The sequence below is a fragment of the Vibrio sp. YQ_11 genome, assembly GCF_043103065.1.
Lineage (GTDB): Bacteria > Pseudomonadota > Gammaproteobacteria > Enterobacterales > Vibrionaceae > Vibrio > Vibrio parahaemolyticus.
Genome location: NZ_JBICJM010000052.1, coordinates 61066 through 79307 on the forward strand (window position 1 = coordinate 61066; position 18242 = coordinate 79307).

Genomic DNA, 18242 nt, shown 5'->3' on the forward strand with positions numbered 1-18242 from the left:
TTATCCTTCAGATATTGCATTTTGTATCCAGTTGATGTCGCGACCACTGTCATGAATGGCGATGACATCGAACCGATAATCTATGGTGTTCATTGTGCGTTGTTGGCAGAGCCAAACTTGTGCTGTTTTGATCAGTTTGCGCATTTTAGCGTTTGTGACCATTTCTGCCGCTGAGCCAAAATGATCGTTCTTACGATATTTGACTTCAACAAAGACGATAGTTTCACCTTGTTGGAAGATTAAATCAATTTCGCCGAACTTTGTCAGATAATTTTGATTTAAAAAACGCAAACCCTGACGCTGCAGATACTGCTTCGCCAGGGTCTCGTACTGATTACCTATTTGACGCTTACTAAAGAGCCCCACGCTCAGCCCAGCTCAATTCGCGTTGTACAACACAGTTGTTGTCAATGCTTAACGTACCAGTTTGGCCGCTTACTGAGTAACCTGGTACCACTTTCATTTGTGGCAATTCACCGATCAGTTTGTAGGCATCCATCCCTAGAGCTTTTAAGCGTTTTTCCATGTTGGATTGATCTGCCCATAGCTCGTTCATTTCAGCGGTCACAATTGGGTCTGGGTTTACTAACAGCGGAATGTCACTGTAAATAATGCCTGTTAAGTCTTCGTACGTCGCACCACCGCTGTTGCTACGAGAGTTCGAGAACAGTTTTGGTGGCTTCGCATCTGGGTTAATTGCGACCTCAATGAATGGTTTGATAAGTGTTAGTTCAGAGCTACGAGCGACAATGTAAACTGCGTCCACATCACGACGACTGCGTGGCTGTGTTTCCAACTTAATGCGCATGAGCGATTGCATCTGTGCGATACGCTGTTTGCTCTCTTGTAATCCAAAGACGTCGTTAATGTCTTTTTGTAGTTGGCGCTTATCACCAAAGTAGCTTGTTGCGACTTTGTTTGAGCTGTACTTGCTCCATTCTTCATTGAAAGCTTGCACAACACGCTCACCGTAGCTGCCTTTTGGCGCTAGGATCAGCGGGAAGTTATAGCCTTCGCTAAACAAGTATTTTGCAGCTTGAGCCACTTCTTGCTCTGGTGACAACGCTAGGTAGCAAATGTCGGTACCTGGCTGAACATCTTCAGGAATATTCAGTGCCAGTGCTGGAATGGCTGGACTGTTTGCTGAACCATCCATCGTGGTTTGCAATAGTTCGACATTTTCTTTTTGCAGTGGGCCGACAACAAAATCGATGTTTTCGTTGATAAGACGTTGCTTCACTTCGTCAGCGCTGTACGCATTCGTATCAATGACGGTAAGCGTTGCGCTTGGATCGCGGTTTCTATCATTCATCATCGCGAACACAAAACCATCGCGGATCAATTGTGCCTGAGGCGCAAACTTACCTGTTAATGGTAACAACAATGCTGTGTTATTTGGTTTTACGATATCAAGTGACAGAATGTTTTGAATTTCTTCTGGTGTATAGATTGCCGCTGGGTGTGACGGGTTCTCGTTCAACCAACGCTCAAGGGTATTTTTTAACTGAGACAGATTGCCGGAGAGCGTTTTTGCGTAAACTGCTAATTGCAACCATCCGTCTAACACGTCTTCGCTGGGTTCAGTTTGTAGCGAAGTCAGTTCATATTCAGAGTAACTGCCAAAGTTCATCCAAATTCGGCTTGAGATTTCGCGTTGCTCTGCTGATGACGCGTATTGACTAAACGCTACCAGTTGGCGGTTGGCTTCAAACGGCTGATTTAGGCTTTGGTAAGCGTCGGCACGTAGAGAGTAGTAATCTTTCCACTGCTCATTTGGTAGTTTCCACCAAGGCTTAAAGTTGAGAAGTTGCAACAACTGAGAGTAATCGCCTTGCTTTTGCTGTATGGTCGCACGCGCCAGTTGCCACTCCGCCTGTTGAACTTCCGTCAATTGTTGGCGAGCCAGACGTTTTATCAGAAGGTCTGCTTGATCCAATTGGTTCGCTTGGATTGCGGCTTTGGTTGCCATGATCAACCAGTCGTTTTGTAAGCTGCCTTCCGTGCTATCAGCTTGAATCATGTAGTTCTGTACCGACTGGGTAGGCTCAAGTGTGACATCTACGCCATCAGGCTGTCTCGGGCCTGAAGAACAGGCGGCGAGCGTAATTGCTAGTGCAACGGGAGTGAGTATGCGTGGTACACTGAGTCTCTTATGGTTAATCATTGCCGTGAGTTCTCTATAATTTTGTACAAAATTGTCTCTATATTAATCGTTGAAGTGATGGTAAACAAATGACAGATAAAAATAAGTTGCCGAATGAGGGGCCAACTCTCTACATCGTACCGACTCCAATCGGAAATTTAGCGGATATCACACAACGTGCTATCGAAGTTCTGTCGAACGTGGACATCATCGCAGCAGAGGATACCCGACATACGGGTAAATTACTGTCTCACTTCAATATCCAAACCAAAACTTTTGCGTTGCATGATCACAATGAGCAACAAAAAGCACAGGTTTTGGTCGAAAAGCTATTGTCAGGTCAGTCTATCGCCTTGGTGTCTGACGCTGGTACACCACTAATCAGCGATCCAGGATACCATCTGGTGACAAAATGTCGTCAAGCGGGCGTAAGAGTTGTGCCTCTTCCTGGTGCGTGTGCAGTTATCACTGCGTTAAGCGCGTCGGGATTGCCGTCAGATCGCTTTAGTTTTGAAGGCTTTCTACCGCCAAAAAGTAAAGGCCGTAAAGATAAATTCTTAGAGATTGCATCGGTAGAGCGCACATGCATTTTTTACGAGTCACCACACCGAATTTTAGACTCGTTACAAGATATGTTAGACGTTCTTGGCTCTGAGCGAGAAGTCGTTCTAGCAAGAGAACTCACTAAAACATTTGAAACCATCCAAGGCATGCCTTTGGGTGAACTCATTGAGTGGGTGAAAAGTGACGATAACCAGCAACGTGGTGAAATGGTGCTTTTGATCCATGGTCATCGTGAAACATCGGATGAGGCATTGCCCGATGAGGCTTTGCGTACTTTGGGTATTCTGACGAAAGAACTGCCTTTGAAGAAAGCGGCAGCGTTGGTGGCAGAAATCCACAATCTGAAGAAGAACGCTCTATACAAATGGGGTTTAGAAAACTTAGATTAAGGGCTGTTTAGATTGAATATTGAAAAGGGTTGATGTGAAAGCATCGACCCTTTTTTATTGTTTACCTTTTGCGTTTTGACTAAAAACTCATCACTTGGTGCATTCATTTCATCATATCTGTGATCTAACTAGACTCTGAAGTGAGAACTCTATACAATCCGCCCTCGGAGCTGACTGGGTAGTCGCTGCTTTGTTGATGTCCTTCGGGAGACTGACGTTGAGGTCCTTAGGGAAACTGACGTTGACGTCCTTCGGGAGACTGACAAAGGGGAGGAAAGTCCGGGCTTCATAGAGCAAGGTGCCAGGTAACGCCTGGGGGGCGCAAGCCTACGACAAGTGCAGCAGAGAGAAGACCGCCGATGGCCCGCAAGGGAACAGGTAAGGGTGAAAGGGTGCGGTAAGAGCGCACCGGACGACTAGTAATAGTTCGTAGCAGGGTAAACTCCACCTGAAGCAAGACCAAATAGGCCTCCACATTGCGTTGCTCGCGTAAGGAGGCGGGTAGGTTGCTCGAGCCAGTGAGTGATTGCTGGCCTAGACGAATGGCTACCGCCGCGCAAGCGGAACAGAACCCGGCTTATGTGTCGGCTCCACCTATTCGAGACCCATCTCTACTTCGGTAGCGATGGGTTTTTTGCATTTAATTGACGCAAACTATGTCATTACCAATAAACTTGGCGTAAATCACGTCTAACTTTAGACTTGTGGTGGCGATGATGTAGGAAATCAGTACACTAAAGAATCGCTTCAAGATCATTCAACGAGAAAGCTATGACCGAAACCTTCCAACATATTTCCGTGTTATTAAATGAATCCATTGATGGCTTGGCTATCAAACCAGATGGTATCTACATTGATGGAACATTTGGCCGAGGCGGTCACAGCCGTACAATTTTATCCCAACTTGGCCCAAATGGCCGACTGTACAGTATTGACCGTGACCCTCAAGCGATTGCGGAAGCAGGCAAAATTGACGACCCTCGTTTTACCATTATTCATGGCCCGTTTTCTGGCATGGCTCAATACGCAGAAGAGTATGACCTAGTTGGTAAAGTAGACGGTGTGTTATTGGATCTTGGTGTGTCTTCGCCTCAGCTGGATGACGCAGAGCGTGGTTTCAGCTTTATGAAAGATGGCCCGCTAGATATGCGCATGGACCCAACTTCAGGCATCCCGGTTTCTCAATGGTTGATGGAAGCGGATCTGGATGACATCACTTGGGTGATTCGTGAATTCGGTGAAGACAAACACGCTCGTCGTATTGCTCGTGCGATTGTGGAATACCGTGAAAACGAAGAGAACGAGCCAATGGTTCGTACTGGACAGTTGGCAAAACTGATCTCTGAAGCAGCACCAAAAAGTTTTAAAGAGAAAAAGCACCCAGCGACGCGTGCTTTCCAAGCGTTCCGTATTTACATCAACAGTGAGCTAGAAGAAATTGATACTGCGCTGAAAGGCGCGGCTCGTATTTTAGCTCCTGAAGGTCGTTTATCTGTCATCAGTTTCCATTCGTTGGAAGACCGCATGGTAAAACGCTTTATCCGCAAAGAAAGTAAAGGTCCTGAGGTTCCACATGGGATTCCTTTGACGGAAGCGCAAATCAAAGAGCTTGGCAGCGCAAACATGAAAACTGTTGGCAAAGCGATAAAACCGAGCAAACAAGAAATTGACATGAACCCTCGTTCGCGCAGTTCTGTGCTAAGAATTGCTGAAAAGCTTTAATTATTATGACGAAACCCACTCCCAACCTTGCTAAGTTGATCGCCACGGATTTAATTACCGTTGGTCGCTGGTCATTACTATTGTTGCTATTGATCATGGCATCAGCAATGGGAGTGGTATTTGCTACCCACCATGCGCGTCAAGCGATCACTGAAAAAGATCACACTCTGGTTGAGCGCGAGCGATTAGATAGCGAATGGCGCAACCTGATGTTGGAAGAAACCGCCTTAGCAGAACACAGTCGAGTGCAAGATCTTGCGAAAAAGGATCTTGAAATGAAACGACCTGACGGCGATAAAGAAGTGGTTATCACGCTAAAATGATAAGAAAGAAAACCAACTCTAAACAAGGAAATAAGCGTAAGTCTTCTGCGAAACCCAAAGCCGCAGTAAACGACACCAAAACCGCACCGAAAGTAGAAGTAGAGCCATCATTTTTGATTCGCTGGCGCTTCCATTTATTGCTGTTTTTTGTTTTCTGCGCCTTTGCGCTTCTTGTCGCTCGTGTGGCCTATATTCAAATCATCGAGCCGGATAATCTCATTAAGCAGGGCGATCTACGTTCGATTCGTGTTAAGTCTATCCCGTCTGCACGAGGCATTATTTCTGATCGCAATGGTGAACCTTTAGCGGTGAGTGTGCCAGTTGAAGCGGTTTGGGCCGATCCAGCCACCATTTTTAAAGAAAATGCACTAAGTCAGAAACAAAACTGGTATGCCTTAGCAGACGTGTTAGGTGTGGATCGCCAAGGCCTGATTGACAAAATCAAGCGCAACGAAAAGCGTCGCTTTATTTACCTGCAACGCCAGGTGAGCCCAGCAATGGCAAACTACATTCGTGAACTGAAGCTACCAGGTATTGGTCTTAAGTCGGAGTCTCGTCGTTATTACCCGGCTGGCGAAGTCAGTGCGCACCTTGTCGGTGTCACAGGCATTGACGGTCATGGCCTAGAGGGGGTTGAGCGTAGTTACGATGAATGGCTAACCGGTGAAGAAGGTAAAAAGACCATTCGTAAAGACCGCTATGGCCGTGTCGTTGAAAACATCGCTTGGCAAGACAAACAAGAAGGCAAGTCGTTGCAGCTGACCATTGATCAGCGTTTGCAGGCTATCGCTTACCGCGCCATCAAACAGGCGGTTGCCGATCACCGTGCAACCTCTGGCTCCGTGGTGATGCTGGATGTAAAAACGGGTGCCGTGTTGGCGATGGTTAATGCTCCGTCATACAACCCAAATAACCGCACGGATTGGCAAAGTTATAAGATGCGTAACCGTGTGATCACGGACTCAATGGAGCCCGGCTCGACCATTAAGCCTTTCGTTATTTTAGCCGCCTTAGAAAATGGAGTGGCGGATAAAGATACTATCGTTGATACCGGTAATGGCGTGCTTCGATTGGGTGGTAGCCGAGTCAGGGACGTTTCGTGGGTAGGCAAAGCTAGCCTGTCTATGATTCTGAAAAAATCGAGTAACATCGGTGTGACCAAACTTGCGATGCAAATGCCTGTTGAGGCGCTGCTTGGCTTGTACAGTTCGGTGGGTTTTGGGGAACTTTCTGGTTTGAACTTAGTTGGGGAAGTGACGGGTATCTTCCCAACTCGAACGCGTTGGTCTCCCATTGAACGTGCAACCATTGCGTTTGGTTATGGTCTGTCTATCACGCCGATTCAGCTTGCACATGCGTATGCAACGTTAGGGAACCTTGGCAAGTACGAGCCGATTCATATTATCGAGAGTAATGACCGTGATATGTCACGTCAGGTAGTAAGCAAGGAAAATGCGCGTCTTGTGCTTGATATGCTTGAGACCGTAACTCAAAAAGGCGGTTCGGCTCGTCGTGCAGCCGTTCCGGGGTATCGAGTCGGTGCTAAAACGGGTACGTCTCGAAAAGCATCGGCGGGTGGCTATAGTGATGAATACATCACTTATACCGCAGGTCTAGCGCCTGTGAGCGACCCACGAATTGCGTTGGTGGTAATTGTGAATGAGCCGCAAGGTGATGATTACTACGGTGGTTCGGTCGCGTCTCCTGTCTTTTCTGAAATTATGAAAGGTGCACTGCAAATCCTGAACGTCGCACCTGATGAAAACAAATTCCAGCAGTAGGCGATGTAGCCTGCTGCAAAGCACTTTAAGAAAACCTGAGCCAAAGCTCGGAGAACAATTATGACTAAAGCCATCAGTATGGACGCGCTGCTTTCCCCTTGGGTGGATTGCCCTAGTTTGGCGTCCGTTCTCGTTTCAGAACTAGAACTTGATAGTCGCAAAGTTCAACCAGGTACAACTTTTGTCGCTCTTGTCGGCCATGTGGTAGATGGACGTAAGTTCATTGCCTCTGCGATTGAAAAAGGTGCCAATGCGGTGATTGCCCAGGCTTGTGATGTTAAAGCGCATGGCACAATCGACATCATCGATGATATTCCGGTGGTTTATCTCGATGCGCTTGATAAATGTTTATCTGAAATTGCCGGCCAGTTGTACACCTATCCTGATATGAAGTTGATTGGTGTGACAGGTACAAACGGTAAAACTACCATCACCCAGCTTATCGCGCAGTGGATTGGATTAGTTGGCTCAAAAGCAGCAGTGATGGGCACCACAGGTAATGGTTTCTTAGATGATTTAAAAGAAGCGGCGAACACCACAGGAAACGCAGTGGAAATCCAGCATACGCTGGCTTCTTTGGCCGAACAACAAGCGCAATATACGGCGTTAGAAGTGTCTTCTCATGGCTTGATCCAAGGCCGCGTTAAATCCCTTTCCTTTGCGGCTGGCGTATTTACCAACTTGAGCCGAGACCATCTTGATTATCACGGTACGATGGAAGAGTACGCCAACGCCAAACTAACGCTGTTTACCCAGCATCAATGTGATCAAGCAATCATCAATGTTGATGACGAAGTTGGCGCTGCGTGGGCGAAACAACTGACGAATGCGATTGCCGTTTCTCTTGCTCCTACAGCTGAGTTTGAACACGCGCTATGGGCGAGCCAAGTGGCTTATGCTGAATCCGGTATTACGATTCGTTTTGATGGTCAGTTTGGCGAAGGTACGCTGCATGCGCCGTTGATTGGTGAATTCAACGCAGCCAACTTAATGCTGGCATTTGCGACCTTATTGAGCCTTGGTTTTGATAAGAACGATTTGCTAGCGACGGCTGCTCAATTGCAGCCGGTGTTAGGTCGAATGGAGCTATTCCAAGCTGAGAATCGTGCCAAAGTTGTGGTCGATTACGCTCACACGCCTGATGCGCTTGAAAAAGCATTACAAGCACTGCGCGTGCATTGTGACGGACAGCTTTGGGCTATTTTCGGTTGTGGTGGCGATCGCGATGCGGGTAAGCGTCCGATGATGGCCGAAATCGCTGAGCGTTTGGGTGACAAAGTCGTCTTGACCGATGATAACCCGCGCAGTGAAGACCCTGTATTCATCGTCAAAGATATGCTTGCTGGCCTATCCAAACCAGCAGAAGCGATTGTCCAGCATGATCGCTTTAAAGCGCTTTCTTACGCGTTAGAAAACGCTGCGCCTCAAGACATTATCTTGCTGGCAGGTAAGGGCCACGAAGACTACCAAATTCGTAATGGCGAAACGATTCATTATTCCGACCGCGAATCCGCAATGCAGCTTTTAGGATTGTCCTCATGATCAAGGTTACTTTATCTCAAATTGCAGAAATCACTAGCGGAGCGTTATTTGGTAACGATCTGACTATCGACGCAGTGTCCACTGACACGCGAACGATCGACAATGGTGCGCTGTTTGTTGCGCTTGTCGGTGAACGATTCGATGCTCATAATTTTTGTCAGCAAGCATTTGAAGCGGGGGCTGGTGCCTTATTGGTTGAAAAGCGTCTTGATGTGAATGCGCCGCAAGTCGTGGTATCGGATACCAAAATCGCACTGGGCGAGTTAGCTTCTTGGGTGCACCATTCTTGCCAAACGCCTACCGTTGCGATAACTGGCAGCTGTGGAAAGACCACGGTGAAAGAGATGGTTGCCAGCATTCTTCAGCAAAAAGGCAACGTGTTGTTCACGGCAGGGAACTTCAATAATGATATTGGTGTTCCGCTGACCTTGCTGCGTTCTCAGCAAGATGACGATTACGCGGTGATTGAGCTAGGCGCAAACCATATTGGTGAAATTGCTTACACTACCCAGCTTGTGAAACCGGATATCGCGCTGGTAAACAATGTTGCGGCGGCGCATTTGGAAGGCTTTGGTTCTATTGAGGGTGTAAAGCAAGCCAAAGGTGAAATCTATCAAGGGTTACAGGCTGGTGGCATTGCCATCGTCAATCTCGATAGTAACGGTGACGCGCTGTGGCAATCGGTTCTTGCAGATAAAAAAGTGATCACTTTCTCGCATAATAATTCGCAAGCGGACTTTTACGCATCGAACGTGACAATGAATGAGGAAGGTAAAGCGAGCTTTACTTTGCATATTTCATCAGATTCGCGAGAAATTGAACTGTCACTTGGTATTATTGGTCAACATAACGTTGCAAATGCCATTGCGGCCTCAATCATTGCGCTACACATGGGAGCTACCGTTGAAGAGATTCAGTTTGGTCTTTTAAACCTTAACAAAGTAAAAGGCCGAGTGGATGTAGAGCAACTCAGCTCGACGATCAAGTTGATCGATGACAGCTACAATGCAAGCGTACCTGCGATGAAAGCGGCGGTTGATTTACTTGGGGCGTTTCGCGGTCAGCGCTGGTTGATTTTAGGCAATATGGCGGAATTGGGTGAGGAAAGTCTTGCACTTCACCGTCAAGTCGGGGAACATGCTGCCCCACAAAAATTTGAACATGTTCTCACATATGGTGCAGACGCAAAGATCATTAGCGAGCTTTGCCATGGCATTCACTTTGAGACACATCAAGAGATGATTGACTACATCAAGCAGCATCTAGACCAAACCGTTTCTGACCAACACACTATTTTGGTTAAAGGCGCGAACGGTGCACGTATGTTTGAAGTCGCTGCTGCTTTGAAGGAGTATTTTTAATGATTATTTGGCTTGCCGAGCTGCTACAGCCATACCTGTCTTTTTTCCGATTGTTTGAATACCTGTCTTTTCGAGCAATTCTCAGTGTACTTACTGCCCTAGGTCTTTCTCTTTGGATGGGACCTATCATGATCAAGCGTTTGCAAATGCTTCAAATTGGTCAGGTCGTGCGTAACGAAGGCCCTGAGTCTCACTTTAGCAAGCGTGGTACTCCTACTATGGGCGGTATCATGATTTTGGCGGCTATTTCGATCACGATTCTATTGTGGACTGATTTATCCAACCCTTATGTTTGGGCGGTACTGACGGTATTGCTAGGTTATGGCGCCGTTGGCTTTGTCGATGATTATCGTAAAGTGGTGCGTAAAAACACCGATGGTTTGATCGCGCGTTGGAAGTATTTCTGGCAGTCTTTGATCGCATTTGTTGTGGCATTTGCTCTATACGCTTATGGTAAAGACACAGCAGCGACGCAGCTTGTCGTACCATTCTTTAAAGACGTGATGCCACAGCTTGGTCTGATGTACATCATTCTGACTTACTTCGTGATTGTTGGCACCAGCAATGCGGTAAACCTCACTGATGGTTTAGATGGTTTGGCTATCATGCCGACGGTACTGGTTGCTGCAGGCTTTGCCGTTATCGCTTGGGCGACAGGTAACGTTAACTTTTCTGAATATCTGCACATCCCATATCTACCGCACGCCTCTGAGCTTGTTGTGGTATGTACGGCGATTGTGGGCGCGGGTCTTGGATTCTTATGGTTCAACACCTATCCAGCACAAGTATTTATGGGTGACGTAGGCTCTCTTGCGCTAGGTGGTGCACTAGGCACTATCGCTGTTTTGGTTCGTCAAGAATTGGTGCTGGTTATCATGGGCGGTGTATTTGTAATGGAAACACTGTCTGTAATCCTCCAAGTCGGTTCATACAAGCTGCGCGGTCAACGCATTTTCCGCATGGCACCAATTCATCATCACTACGAATTAAAAGGTTGGCCAGAACCTCGTGTAATCGTGCGTTTCTGGATAATTTCTATGGTTCTTGTTCTGATTGGTCTTGCGACATTGAAAGTGCGTTAAACGCACTTTCCAAGAACAAGCAATACAGTGTGATCACATATGGAACGTTGGCAAAACATACATAACGTTGTCGTCGTAGGGCTCGGTATTACCGGGCTCTCTGTCGTTAAACACCTCCGAAAAACTCAGCCGCAATTGACGGTTAAAGTTATTGATACGCGTGACAATCCGCCAGGCGCAGAGCGTCTGCCTGAACAGGTTGAACTACACCGTGGTGGTTGGAATACTCAGTGGCTTGCAGAAGCTGACTTGGTGGTGACCAACCCTGGTATTGCGTTAGCGACACCTGAGATACAAACGGTGCTAGCGAAAGGCACGCCTGTCGTAGGGGACATCGAGTTGTTTGCTTGGGCTGTGAATAAGCCAGTGGTGGCTATCACGGGTTCAAACGGCAAGAGCACGGTGACAGATTTAACTGGTGTGATGGCGAAAGCGGCAGGATTGACGGTGGGTGTCGGCGGTAACATTGGCGTGCCTGCACTGGAACTGCTTGAGCAAGATGCGGATTTGTATGTACTGGAACTTTCAAGTTTTCAGTTGGAAACGACGTCGAGTTTGAAACTCAAAGCGGCGGCATTTCTTAACCTTTCCGAAGATCACATGGATCGCTACGAAGGTATGGCAGATTATCGCGCTGCTAAGCTGCGTATTTTTGATCATGCAGAGTTAGCTGTAGTTAACCGTGATGATCAAGAGACGTACCCAGAGGTTGAGATGTCTGTGGTTACGTTTGGCAGCGATGAGCAAGCTTACGGCCTTGAAGTCGATGGTTCTCGCACATGGTTACTTGATCATGGTCAGCGCGTTATCGCCAGCGATGAATTGAAACTTGTCGGCAAACATAACTTAGCAAACGCTCTAGTCGCGTTGGCTCTGCTCAAAGCTGCAGGTGTTGATTACCACAACGCTTTGAATGCACTTAAAAATTACACTGGACTGACACATCGATGCCAGGTGGTTGCGGATAATCGTGGCGTAAAATGGGTGAATGACTCTAAAGCAACTAATATCGCAAGCACTATGGCTGCGCTATCAGGATTAGAGTCGACCGGTAAACTTTATCTGCTCGTTGGTGGTGTCGGTAAAGGCGCGGACTTCACGCCATTAAAACCGATCTTTGCAACGCTTAACCTACAACTGTGCTGTTTTGGCCTAGATGGCGATGATTTTATGCCACTACATGAGTCAGCAATCCGTTTCAACACCATGGAAGATGTGATTCAACAAATATCTTCGCAGTTAAAATCTGGTGATATGGTGATGCTGTCTCCCGCATGTGCTAGCTTTGATCAATTCGACAATTTTATGGCAAGAGGCGATGCATTTGCTGTTCTTGCTCAGAAATATGCATAACTAAAGGTTACTCGTTTCGTGGGTTTAAGTAACGTTAAACACAACATTGGTAATTGGCTTAAGCATCCAGCGCCAGAAGCGTTGTTTGATCGCCAGTTGGTGTGGATTGCGTTGGGTTTGATGTTGACTGGTTTGATTATGGTGACCTCTGCGTCTTTCCCAATCAGCTCACGATTGACCGATCAGCCGTTCCACTTCATGTTCCGTCATGCCACCTTCTTAGTGTTGGCGATCGGGACCTCTGCGGTGATACTTCAAGTACCTTTAGAGCAATGGTTTAAGAAAAGTCATTACTTGCTTTGGGTCTCATTTGGATTACTGATTGTTGTACTTCTTGCCGGTAAGTCAGTAAACGGCGCCTCTCGTTGGATTCCGCTTGGTCTGTTCAACTTACAGCCTGCCGAAGTTGCGAAGCTATCGCTGTTCATCTTCATGTCCGGTTATTTAGTCCGTAAGCAAGATGAAGTGCGCCAGACCTTCTTTGGCGGCTTTATGAAGCCAATCATGGTGTTTGCTTTCTTCGCCGTCTTGTTACTTGGTCAGCCGGACTTGGGTACCGTCGTTGTAATGCTGGTTACTCTGTTTGGCATGTTATTTATCGCGGGCGCGAAGCTAACCCAGTTTCTGGCCCTGATGATTGCAGGCATTGGCGCTGTCGTCGGTTTGATCTTGGTAGAACCGTACCGTATGCGCCGTGTTACTTCGTTTCTTGACCCATGGGAAGATCCGTTCGGTAGCGGCTATCAGTTGACTCAATCTTTGATGGCGTTTGGTCGCGGAGAATGGTTTGGTCAAGGGTTAGGGAACTCAATTCAAAAACTGGAATACCTACCAGAAGCGCACACCGACTTTGTATTTGCGGTATTGGCTGAAGAGCTTGGTTTCGTCGGTGTTGTTTTAGTGCTGATGTTGATTTTTAGCTTGGTACTTAAAGCTGTGTATATCGGCAAACGTGCTTTTGAAGAAGGCGAGATGTTTGGTGGTTACTTAGCGTTTGGGATTGGTATTTGGTTTGCGTTTCAAACCATGGTCAATGTGGGCGCAGCCGCTGGTATTGTTCCAACCAAAGGTTTGACGCTTCCACTAATCAGTTATGGTGGTTCCAGTCTGATTATTATGTCCGTTGCAGTGTCCATATTGCTGCGTATCGATCACGAATGCCGCTTGAAACGCGCGCAACAACAATCAGAACAACAGACGAATGAAACAGAATAAACGTTTGATGGTGATGGCTGGTGGTACCGGCGGTCACGTATTCCCAGGTTTGGCGGTTGCAAAGCAGCTTCAAGAACAAGGTTGGGAGATCCGTTGGTTAGGTACAGCGGATCGAATGGAAGCCGATTTGGTGCCAAAGCATGGTATTGAGATCGACTTTATCAAAGTAAAAGGTCTGCGAGGCCAAGGTGTTAAACGTCTTTTAGCTGCCCCTTTTCAAATTATTAATGCCATCATGCAAGCACGAGCGCACATGAAGCGCTGGCAGCCGGATGCCGTTTTAGGTATGGGCGGCTATGTGAGTGGTCCGGGTGGTATCGCGGCTTGGTTAAGCGGTATTCCGGTTGTTCTACACGAACAAAACGCGGTTGCAGGTTTAACAAATCAATGGCTATCAAAGATCGCTAAGAAAGTCTTTCAAGCGTTTCCCGGCGCATTTCCTTCTGCGGCGGTTGTCGGTAACCCAGTACGTGAAGACGTAACGCAGTTGGATGAGCCCGCTCAACGTATGCAAGAGAGAGAAGGACCAATTCGTATTCTTGTTATGGGCGGCAGCCAAGGGGCGCGTATTCTTAATCAAACATTGCCAGCGGTGATGGCAAACTTGGGACAAGACTACTGTATTCGTCATCAAGCAGGTAAAGGCGCAGCGCAAGAAGTGCAAGCTGCTTATCAAGCGAACAATGTTGCTAATGCAGAAGTGACCGAGTTTATCGATGATGTTGCACAAGCGTATGCGTGGGCAGATCTGTTAGTGTGCCGTTCTGGCGCATTGACGGTATCTGAAGTCTCAGCAGCAGGTGTAGGCGCGATTTTTATCCCGTTCATGCATAAAGACCGTCAACAGGCACTGAATGCCGACCATTTAGTGGAATGCGGTGCTGCGAAGATGATTGAACAACCTGATTTAACCGTGGAGTCTTTGACTCAACAGATCCAACAATTGGATCGCCAAGCTTTACTTTCAATGGCTCAAAAGGCACGCAGTGCCGCAAAATTAGATGCTGACAAAGTTGTCGCACAAGCCATTGTCGCTTTGACCGAAAAGCGTTAACGAATTATTGAGAATCGAATTAATGACTATCCAACATACACAAGACTTAGCTCAGATTCGCGCGATGGTACCAGAAATGCGTCGCGTGAAATGCATCCACTTCATCGGTATCGGTGGTGCGGGCATGAGCGGCATTGCTGAAGTTCTTCTAAACGAAGGTTATGAAATCACGGGTTCAGACTTGTCTGAAAACCCAGTAACCGAGCGCTTAGTGTCGAAAGGGGCAACCGTATTTATTGGTCACCAAGCAAGTAATGTCGAAAAGGCTAGTGTGGTAGTCGTTTCCACCGCGATTAACGAAGAAAACCCTGAAGTCATGGCGGCTCGTGAATGGCGTATTCCTATTGTTCGCCGAGCAGAAATGTTGGCTGAACTGATGCGATTCCGTCATGGTATCGCTGTTGCGGGTACACATGGTAAAACCACCACCACAGCACTAGTCACACAAATCTATTCCGAAGCAGGCCTTGATCCAACGTTTGTAAACGGCGGTCTAGTAAAGAGCGCGGGCACAAATGCGCGCTTGGGCTCTAGCCGTATTCTGATTGCAGAAGCGGATGAGAGCGACGCCTCTTTCTTGCACCTGCAACCTATGGTGAGCATCGTTACCAACATCGAAGCTGACCACATGGATACCTACGGTGGTGACTTCGAAACATTGAAACAAACCTTCATTGATTTTCTTCACAACCTGCCGTTTTATGGCCAAGCCATTGTCTGTATCGATGATCCAGTGATTCGTGAGCTGATTCCGCGTATTAGCCGTCAAGTGATCACCTACGGCTTTTCTGACGATGCGGACGTACGTATCGAAAATTATCATCAAGAAGGTCAGCAAGGTAAATTTACAGTAGTACGTAAAGGTCGAGCTAACCTCGATATCACGCTAAACATTCCAGGCCGTCACAATGCGTTGAACGCATCAGCAGCAATAGCGGTCGCAACGGAAGACGACATTGAAGATGACGCGATTCTAAAAGCGATGGCGGGTACTCAAGGTACTGGTCGCCGTTTTGATCACCTTGGTGAGTTTGATACAGGTAACGGTCATGCGATGTTAGTCGATGATTACGGTCATCACCCAACGGAAGTTGACGTCACCATTAATGCAGCTCGCAGTGGTTGGCAAGATAAGCGATTGGTTATGATTTTCCAACCACATCGTTACAGTCGCACTCGTGACCTTTACGATGATTTTGCAAACGTGCTTGAGCAGGTTGATGTATTGATCATGCTTGACGTGTATGCCGCGGGTGAAAAACCAATTGCTGGCGCGGATGGACGCTCTTTGTGCCGTACGATTCGCAGCCGAGGTAAAGTAGATCCGATTTTTGTTCCAGAAATCGAGCAATTACCATCAGTTTTGGCTAACGTTATACAAGACGGCGACCTAATTTTAACGCAAGGTGCTGGTGATGTTGGTAAAGTTGCCAAACAGCTGGCTAATCTTGAGTTAAATATAAACAAGATGCTTGGATAAGTCAGAGTGATGACGCAAAGGACAGATAAGACTCAGATCTCGATTTTGCGTCAAGATCGTTGTGATTTATTGTTATCAGTGTTTGATAGTTTACAAGAGCTCAGTATAATCCCAAGGTTAAAGTCAATACTTTTGCCGATACGATATTATGCGGTGAAAAGTACACGACAAAAGTCAGGAAACGAAGACGTTGTTGAATATTGCACTTAATGAAGAGCGACTAAACACGGACAATAACCGTGGTCGCCAAGATAAAATCTTGGGTGCGCTATTTTTCGTTGTGGTTGTGACCTTAATTAGTTCTGTTTTGTACTCGGCGATCAGTTGGATGTGGGATGACCAAAGGTTACCTCTCTCCAAAATAGTGCTTCAAGGTAAATTGGAGTACGTCAAAGCTGACGATGTTCAGGCTGCATTTAGTCGAATAGATCACATCGGTACATTCATGTCTCAGGATATTGATGTATTACAACAAAGTGTTGAAGCATTGCCGTGGGTTGCTCATGCAGCGATTCGCAAGCAGTGGCCCGATACAGTAAAAGTTTTCTTAACAGAGCATCAACCCGAAGCCATTTGGAATGGCAACGAACTGTTAGATAAAAACGGTTTGGTTTTCGATGGTGATGTTGCTTTGTTAAAGGGCGAAAAAGTTAAGTTGTATGGACCCAAAGACACTGGCCCGGAAGTGTTACAAACTTACCGCGAACTGAGTCCTAAGTTTCAACAATTGGGTTTAGCGATATCGTCTCTGGTGTTAAACGAGCGACGAGCTTGGCAAATCATCCTAGATAACGGTATTCGATTAGAGCTTGGTAAAGAGTCTCTTCTTGAGCGTATAGAGCGCTTTTTTTCGCTCTATAACAAGCTTGGCAGTGACACGCAACGAATCAGTTATATCGATCTCAGGTACGATACAGGAGCCGCAGTCGGTTGGTTTCCTGAAGAAGAGTTAGAAGAGAGTACAGATGACTAAGGCCGCAGATGACAACATTATTGTTGGTCTTGATATAGGCACTGCAACCGTATCAGCTCTAGTGGGTGAGATTCTACCTGATGGCCAAATTAATATTATTGGTGCGGGTAGTAGCCCTTCGCGTGGCATGGATAAAGGTGGCGTGAATGACTTGGAGTCGGTTGTAAAATCAGTACAACGTGCAATTGATCAAGCTGAGCTAATGGCCGAGTGCCAAATCAGCCGAGTCTTCATTTCGTTGTCTGGTAAGCATATCGCAAGCCGAATTGAAAAAGGCATGGGCACCATATCAGACGAGGAAGTTTCTCAAGAAGATATGGACAGAGCGATCCATACCGCGAAATCAATTAAAATCGGTGATGAACAGCGAATCCTTCACGTGATTCCTCAAGAGTTCACCATCGACTATCAAGAAGGGATCAAAAACCCTCTTGGTTTATCAGGGGTAAGAATGGAAGTCAGTGTCCATCTTATCTCGTGTCATAATGACATGGCGCGCAATATTATTAAGGCAGTAGAGCGCTGCGGCCTTAAAGTAGAGCAACTTGTGTTTTCAGGGCTTGCTGCAAGTAATGCGGTAATCACCGAGGATGAAAGAGAGCTCGGAGTTTGTGTGGTAGATATTGGCGCCGGCACGATGGATGTGGCTATCTGGACTGGTGGTGCGTTACGTCACACAGAAGTATTTTCGTACGCAGGAAATGCTGTAACGAGCGATATTGCTTTTGCTTTTGGTACGCCAGTGAGCGATGCTGAAGAAATAAAAGTCAAATATGGCTGTGCTTTGAGTGAACTGGTCAGTAAGGATGACACGGTTAATGTCCCAAGCGTAGGAGGACGTCCTTCACGTAGTCTACAGCGTCAGACTCTATCTGAAGTGATTGAGCCACGATACTCTGAGCTTATGGGATTAGTTAACCAAACTATCGACTCTGTACAAGCGAAACTGCGTGAAGAGGGCATTAAGCACCATCTTGCTGCGGGTGTAGTTCTAACCGGCGGTGCGGCGCAAATTGACGGAGTAGTAGAATGTGCGGAGCGCGTATTCCGCAATCAAGTAAGGGTCGGCAAACCGCTCGAAGTCAGCGGACTAACTGACTATGTAAAAGAGCCGTACCATTCTACGGCAGTTGGATTACTTCATTACGCAAGAGACATGCAGTCTAGCGACGATAGCGATTACAATGAACCTAAACGCTCATCTGTTACTGGCTTTTTCGATAAATTGCGTAATTGGATACAAAAAGAGTTTTAACCTGA

At 46.9% G+C, this 18242-nt stretch carries 15 protein-coding genes and 1 other RNA gene; 14 read left to right on the forward strand and 2 right to left on the reverse strand.

From position 1 onward, the window contains the following. Together ACF8EG_RS24255 and ACF8EG_RS24260 are read right to left on the reverse strand one after the other, a co-directional pair. Entirely contained in the window at nucleotides 1-366 is a 366-nt protein-coding gene (locus ACF8EG_RS24255; protein WP_069505205.1) for a YraN family protein, read from the reverse strand. Further along, complete coding sequence (locus ACF8EG_RS24260) at nucleotides 353-2164, reverse strand: penicillin-binding protein activator (protein WP_005497074.1); 1812 nt, start codon at nucleotides 2162-2164, stop codon at nucleotides 353-355. Before ACF8EG_RS24260 ends, ACF8EG_RS24255 begins: the two co-directional genes overlap by 14 nt. 68 nt (nucleotides 2165-2232) lie before the next feature. Here ACF8EG_RS24260 and rsmI point away from each other — a divergent pair, with 68 nt between their 5' ends. The 14 genes from rsmI (at nucleotide 2233) to ftsA (ending at nucleotide 18237) form a co-directional block, all read left to right on the forward strand. Then, nucleotides 2233-3096 carry a 16S rRNA (cytidine(1402)-2'-O)-methyltransferase gene (gene rsmI / locus ACF8EG_RS24265; RefSeq protein ID WP_005483678.1) on the forward strand — a complete coding sequence of 288 codons (864 nt, stop codon included), beginning with the start codon at nucleotides 2233-2235 and terminating at the stop codon, nucleotides 3094-3096. A 166-nt stretch (nucleotides 3097-3262) separates the two neighbouring features. Further along, an RNA gene (gene rnpB, locus ACF8EG_RS24270) (RNase P RNA component class A) lies at nucleotides 3263-3692 on the forward strand. A 175-nt stretch (nucleotides 3693-3867) separates the two neighbouring features. Next, a complete protein-coding gene (gene rsmH, locus ACF8EG_RS24275) occupies nucleotides 3868-4818 on the forward strand; it encodes a 16S rRNA (cytosine(1402)-N(4))-methyltransferase RsmH (protein ID WP_045605721.1) in 951 nt (316 codons plus the stop codon). A gap of 5 nt (nucleotides 4819-4823) precedes the next feature. Next, nucleotides 4824-5141: a cell division protein FtsL gene (ftsL, locus tag ACF8EG_RS24280; protein WP_005458197.1), complete on the forward strand. Its 318-nt coding sequence runs from the start codon at nucleotides 4824-4826 to the stop codon at nucleotides 5139-5141. Further along, nucleotides 5138-6922, forward strand: coding sequence for a penicillin-binding transpeptidase domain-containing protein (locus ACF8EG_RS24285; protein WP_069505203.1), 1785 nt, complete (start codon nucleotides 5138-5140; stop codon nucleotides 6920-6922). The genes ftsL and ACF8EG_RS24285 overlap by 4 nt, the downstream gene beginning before the upstream one ends. A 60-nt stretch (nucleotides 6923-6982) precedes the next feature. Continuing rightward, entirely contained in the window at nucleotides 6983-8464 is a 1482-nt protein-coding gene (gene murE, locus ACF8EG_RS24290; protein WP_069505201.1) for a UDP-N-acetylmuramoyl-L-alanyl-D-glutamate--2,6-diaminopimelate ligase, read from the forward strand. Then, nucleotides 8461-9825 (forward strand): UDP-N-acetylmuramoyl-tripeptide--D-alanyl-D-alanine ligase, encoded by a 1365-nt coding sequence (gene murF / locus ACF8EG_RS24295; RefSeq protein ID WP_069505199.1) that lies wholly within the window; start codon nucleotides 8461-8463, stop codon nucleotides 9823-9825. Before murE ends, murF begins: the two co-directional genes overlap by 4 nt. After that, entirely contained in the window at nucleotides 9825-10907 is a 1083-nt protein-coding gene (mraY, locus tag ACF8EG_RS24300; protein WP_005458164.1) for a phospho-N-acetylmuramoyl-pentapeptide-transferase, read from the forward strand. The genes murF and mraY overlap by 1 nt, the downstream gene beginning before the upstream one ends. Before the next feature lie 39 nt (nucleotides 10908-10946). Next, the gene (murD, locus tag ACF8EG_RS24305) at nucleotides 10947-12260 is read left to right on the forward strand and encodes a UDP-N-acetylmuramoyl-L-alanine--D-glutamate ligase (RefSeq protein ID WP_069505197.1); all 1314 of its coding nucleotides are present in this window, start codon (nucleotides 10947-10949) and stop codon (nucleotides 12258-12260) included. Nucleotides 12261-12278: 18 nt separating this feature from the next. After that, nucleotides 12279-13475, forward strand: coding sequence for a cell division protein FtsW (gene ftsW / locus ACF8EG_RS24310; RefSeq protein ID WP_005458190.1), 1197 nt, complete (start codon nucleotides 12279-12281; stop codon nucleotides 13473-13475). Next, nucleotides 13462-14529, forward strand: a complete 1068-nt coding sequence (murG, locus tag ACF8EG_RS24315; RefSeq protein ID WP_005458193.1) for an undecaprenyldiphospho-muramoylpentapeptide beta-N-acetylglucosaminyltransferase — start codon at nucleotides 13462-13464, stop codon at nucleotides 14527-14529. Before ftsW ends, murG begins: the two co-directional genes overlap by 14 nt. Nucleotides 14530-14551: 22 nt before the next feature. Beyond that, complete coding sequence (murC, locus tag ACF8EG_RS24320; protein WP_069505195.1) at nucleotides 14552-16009, forward strand: UDP-N-acetylmuramate--L-alanine ligase; 1458 nt, start codon at nucleotides 14552-14554, stop codon at nucleotides 16007-16009. 190 nt (nucleotides 16010-16199) lie between these two features. Continuing rightward, nucleotides 16200-16982, forward strand: a complete 783-nt coding sequence (locus tag ACF8EG_RS24325) for a cell division protein FtsQ/DivIB (RefSeq protein WP_042764988.1) — start codon at nucleotides 16200-16202, stop codon at nucleotides 16980-16982. Continuing rightward, on the forward strand, nucleotides 16975-18237 hold the full coding sequence (ftsA, locus tag ACF8EG_RS24330; protein WP_005458184.1) for a cell division protein FtsA: 1263 nt from the start codon (nucleotides 16975-16977) through the stop codon (nucleotides 18235-18237). The genes ACF8EG_RS24325 and ftsA overlap by 8 nt, the downstream gene beginning before the upstream one ends. Nucleotides 18238-18242: the final 5 nt, after the last annotated feature.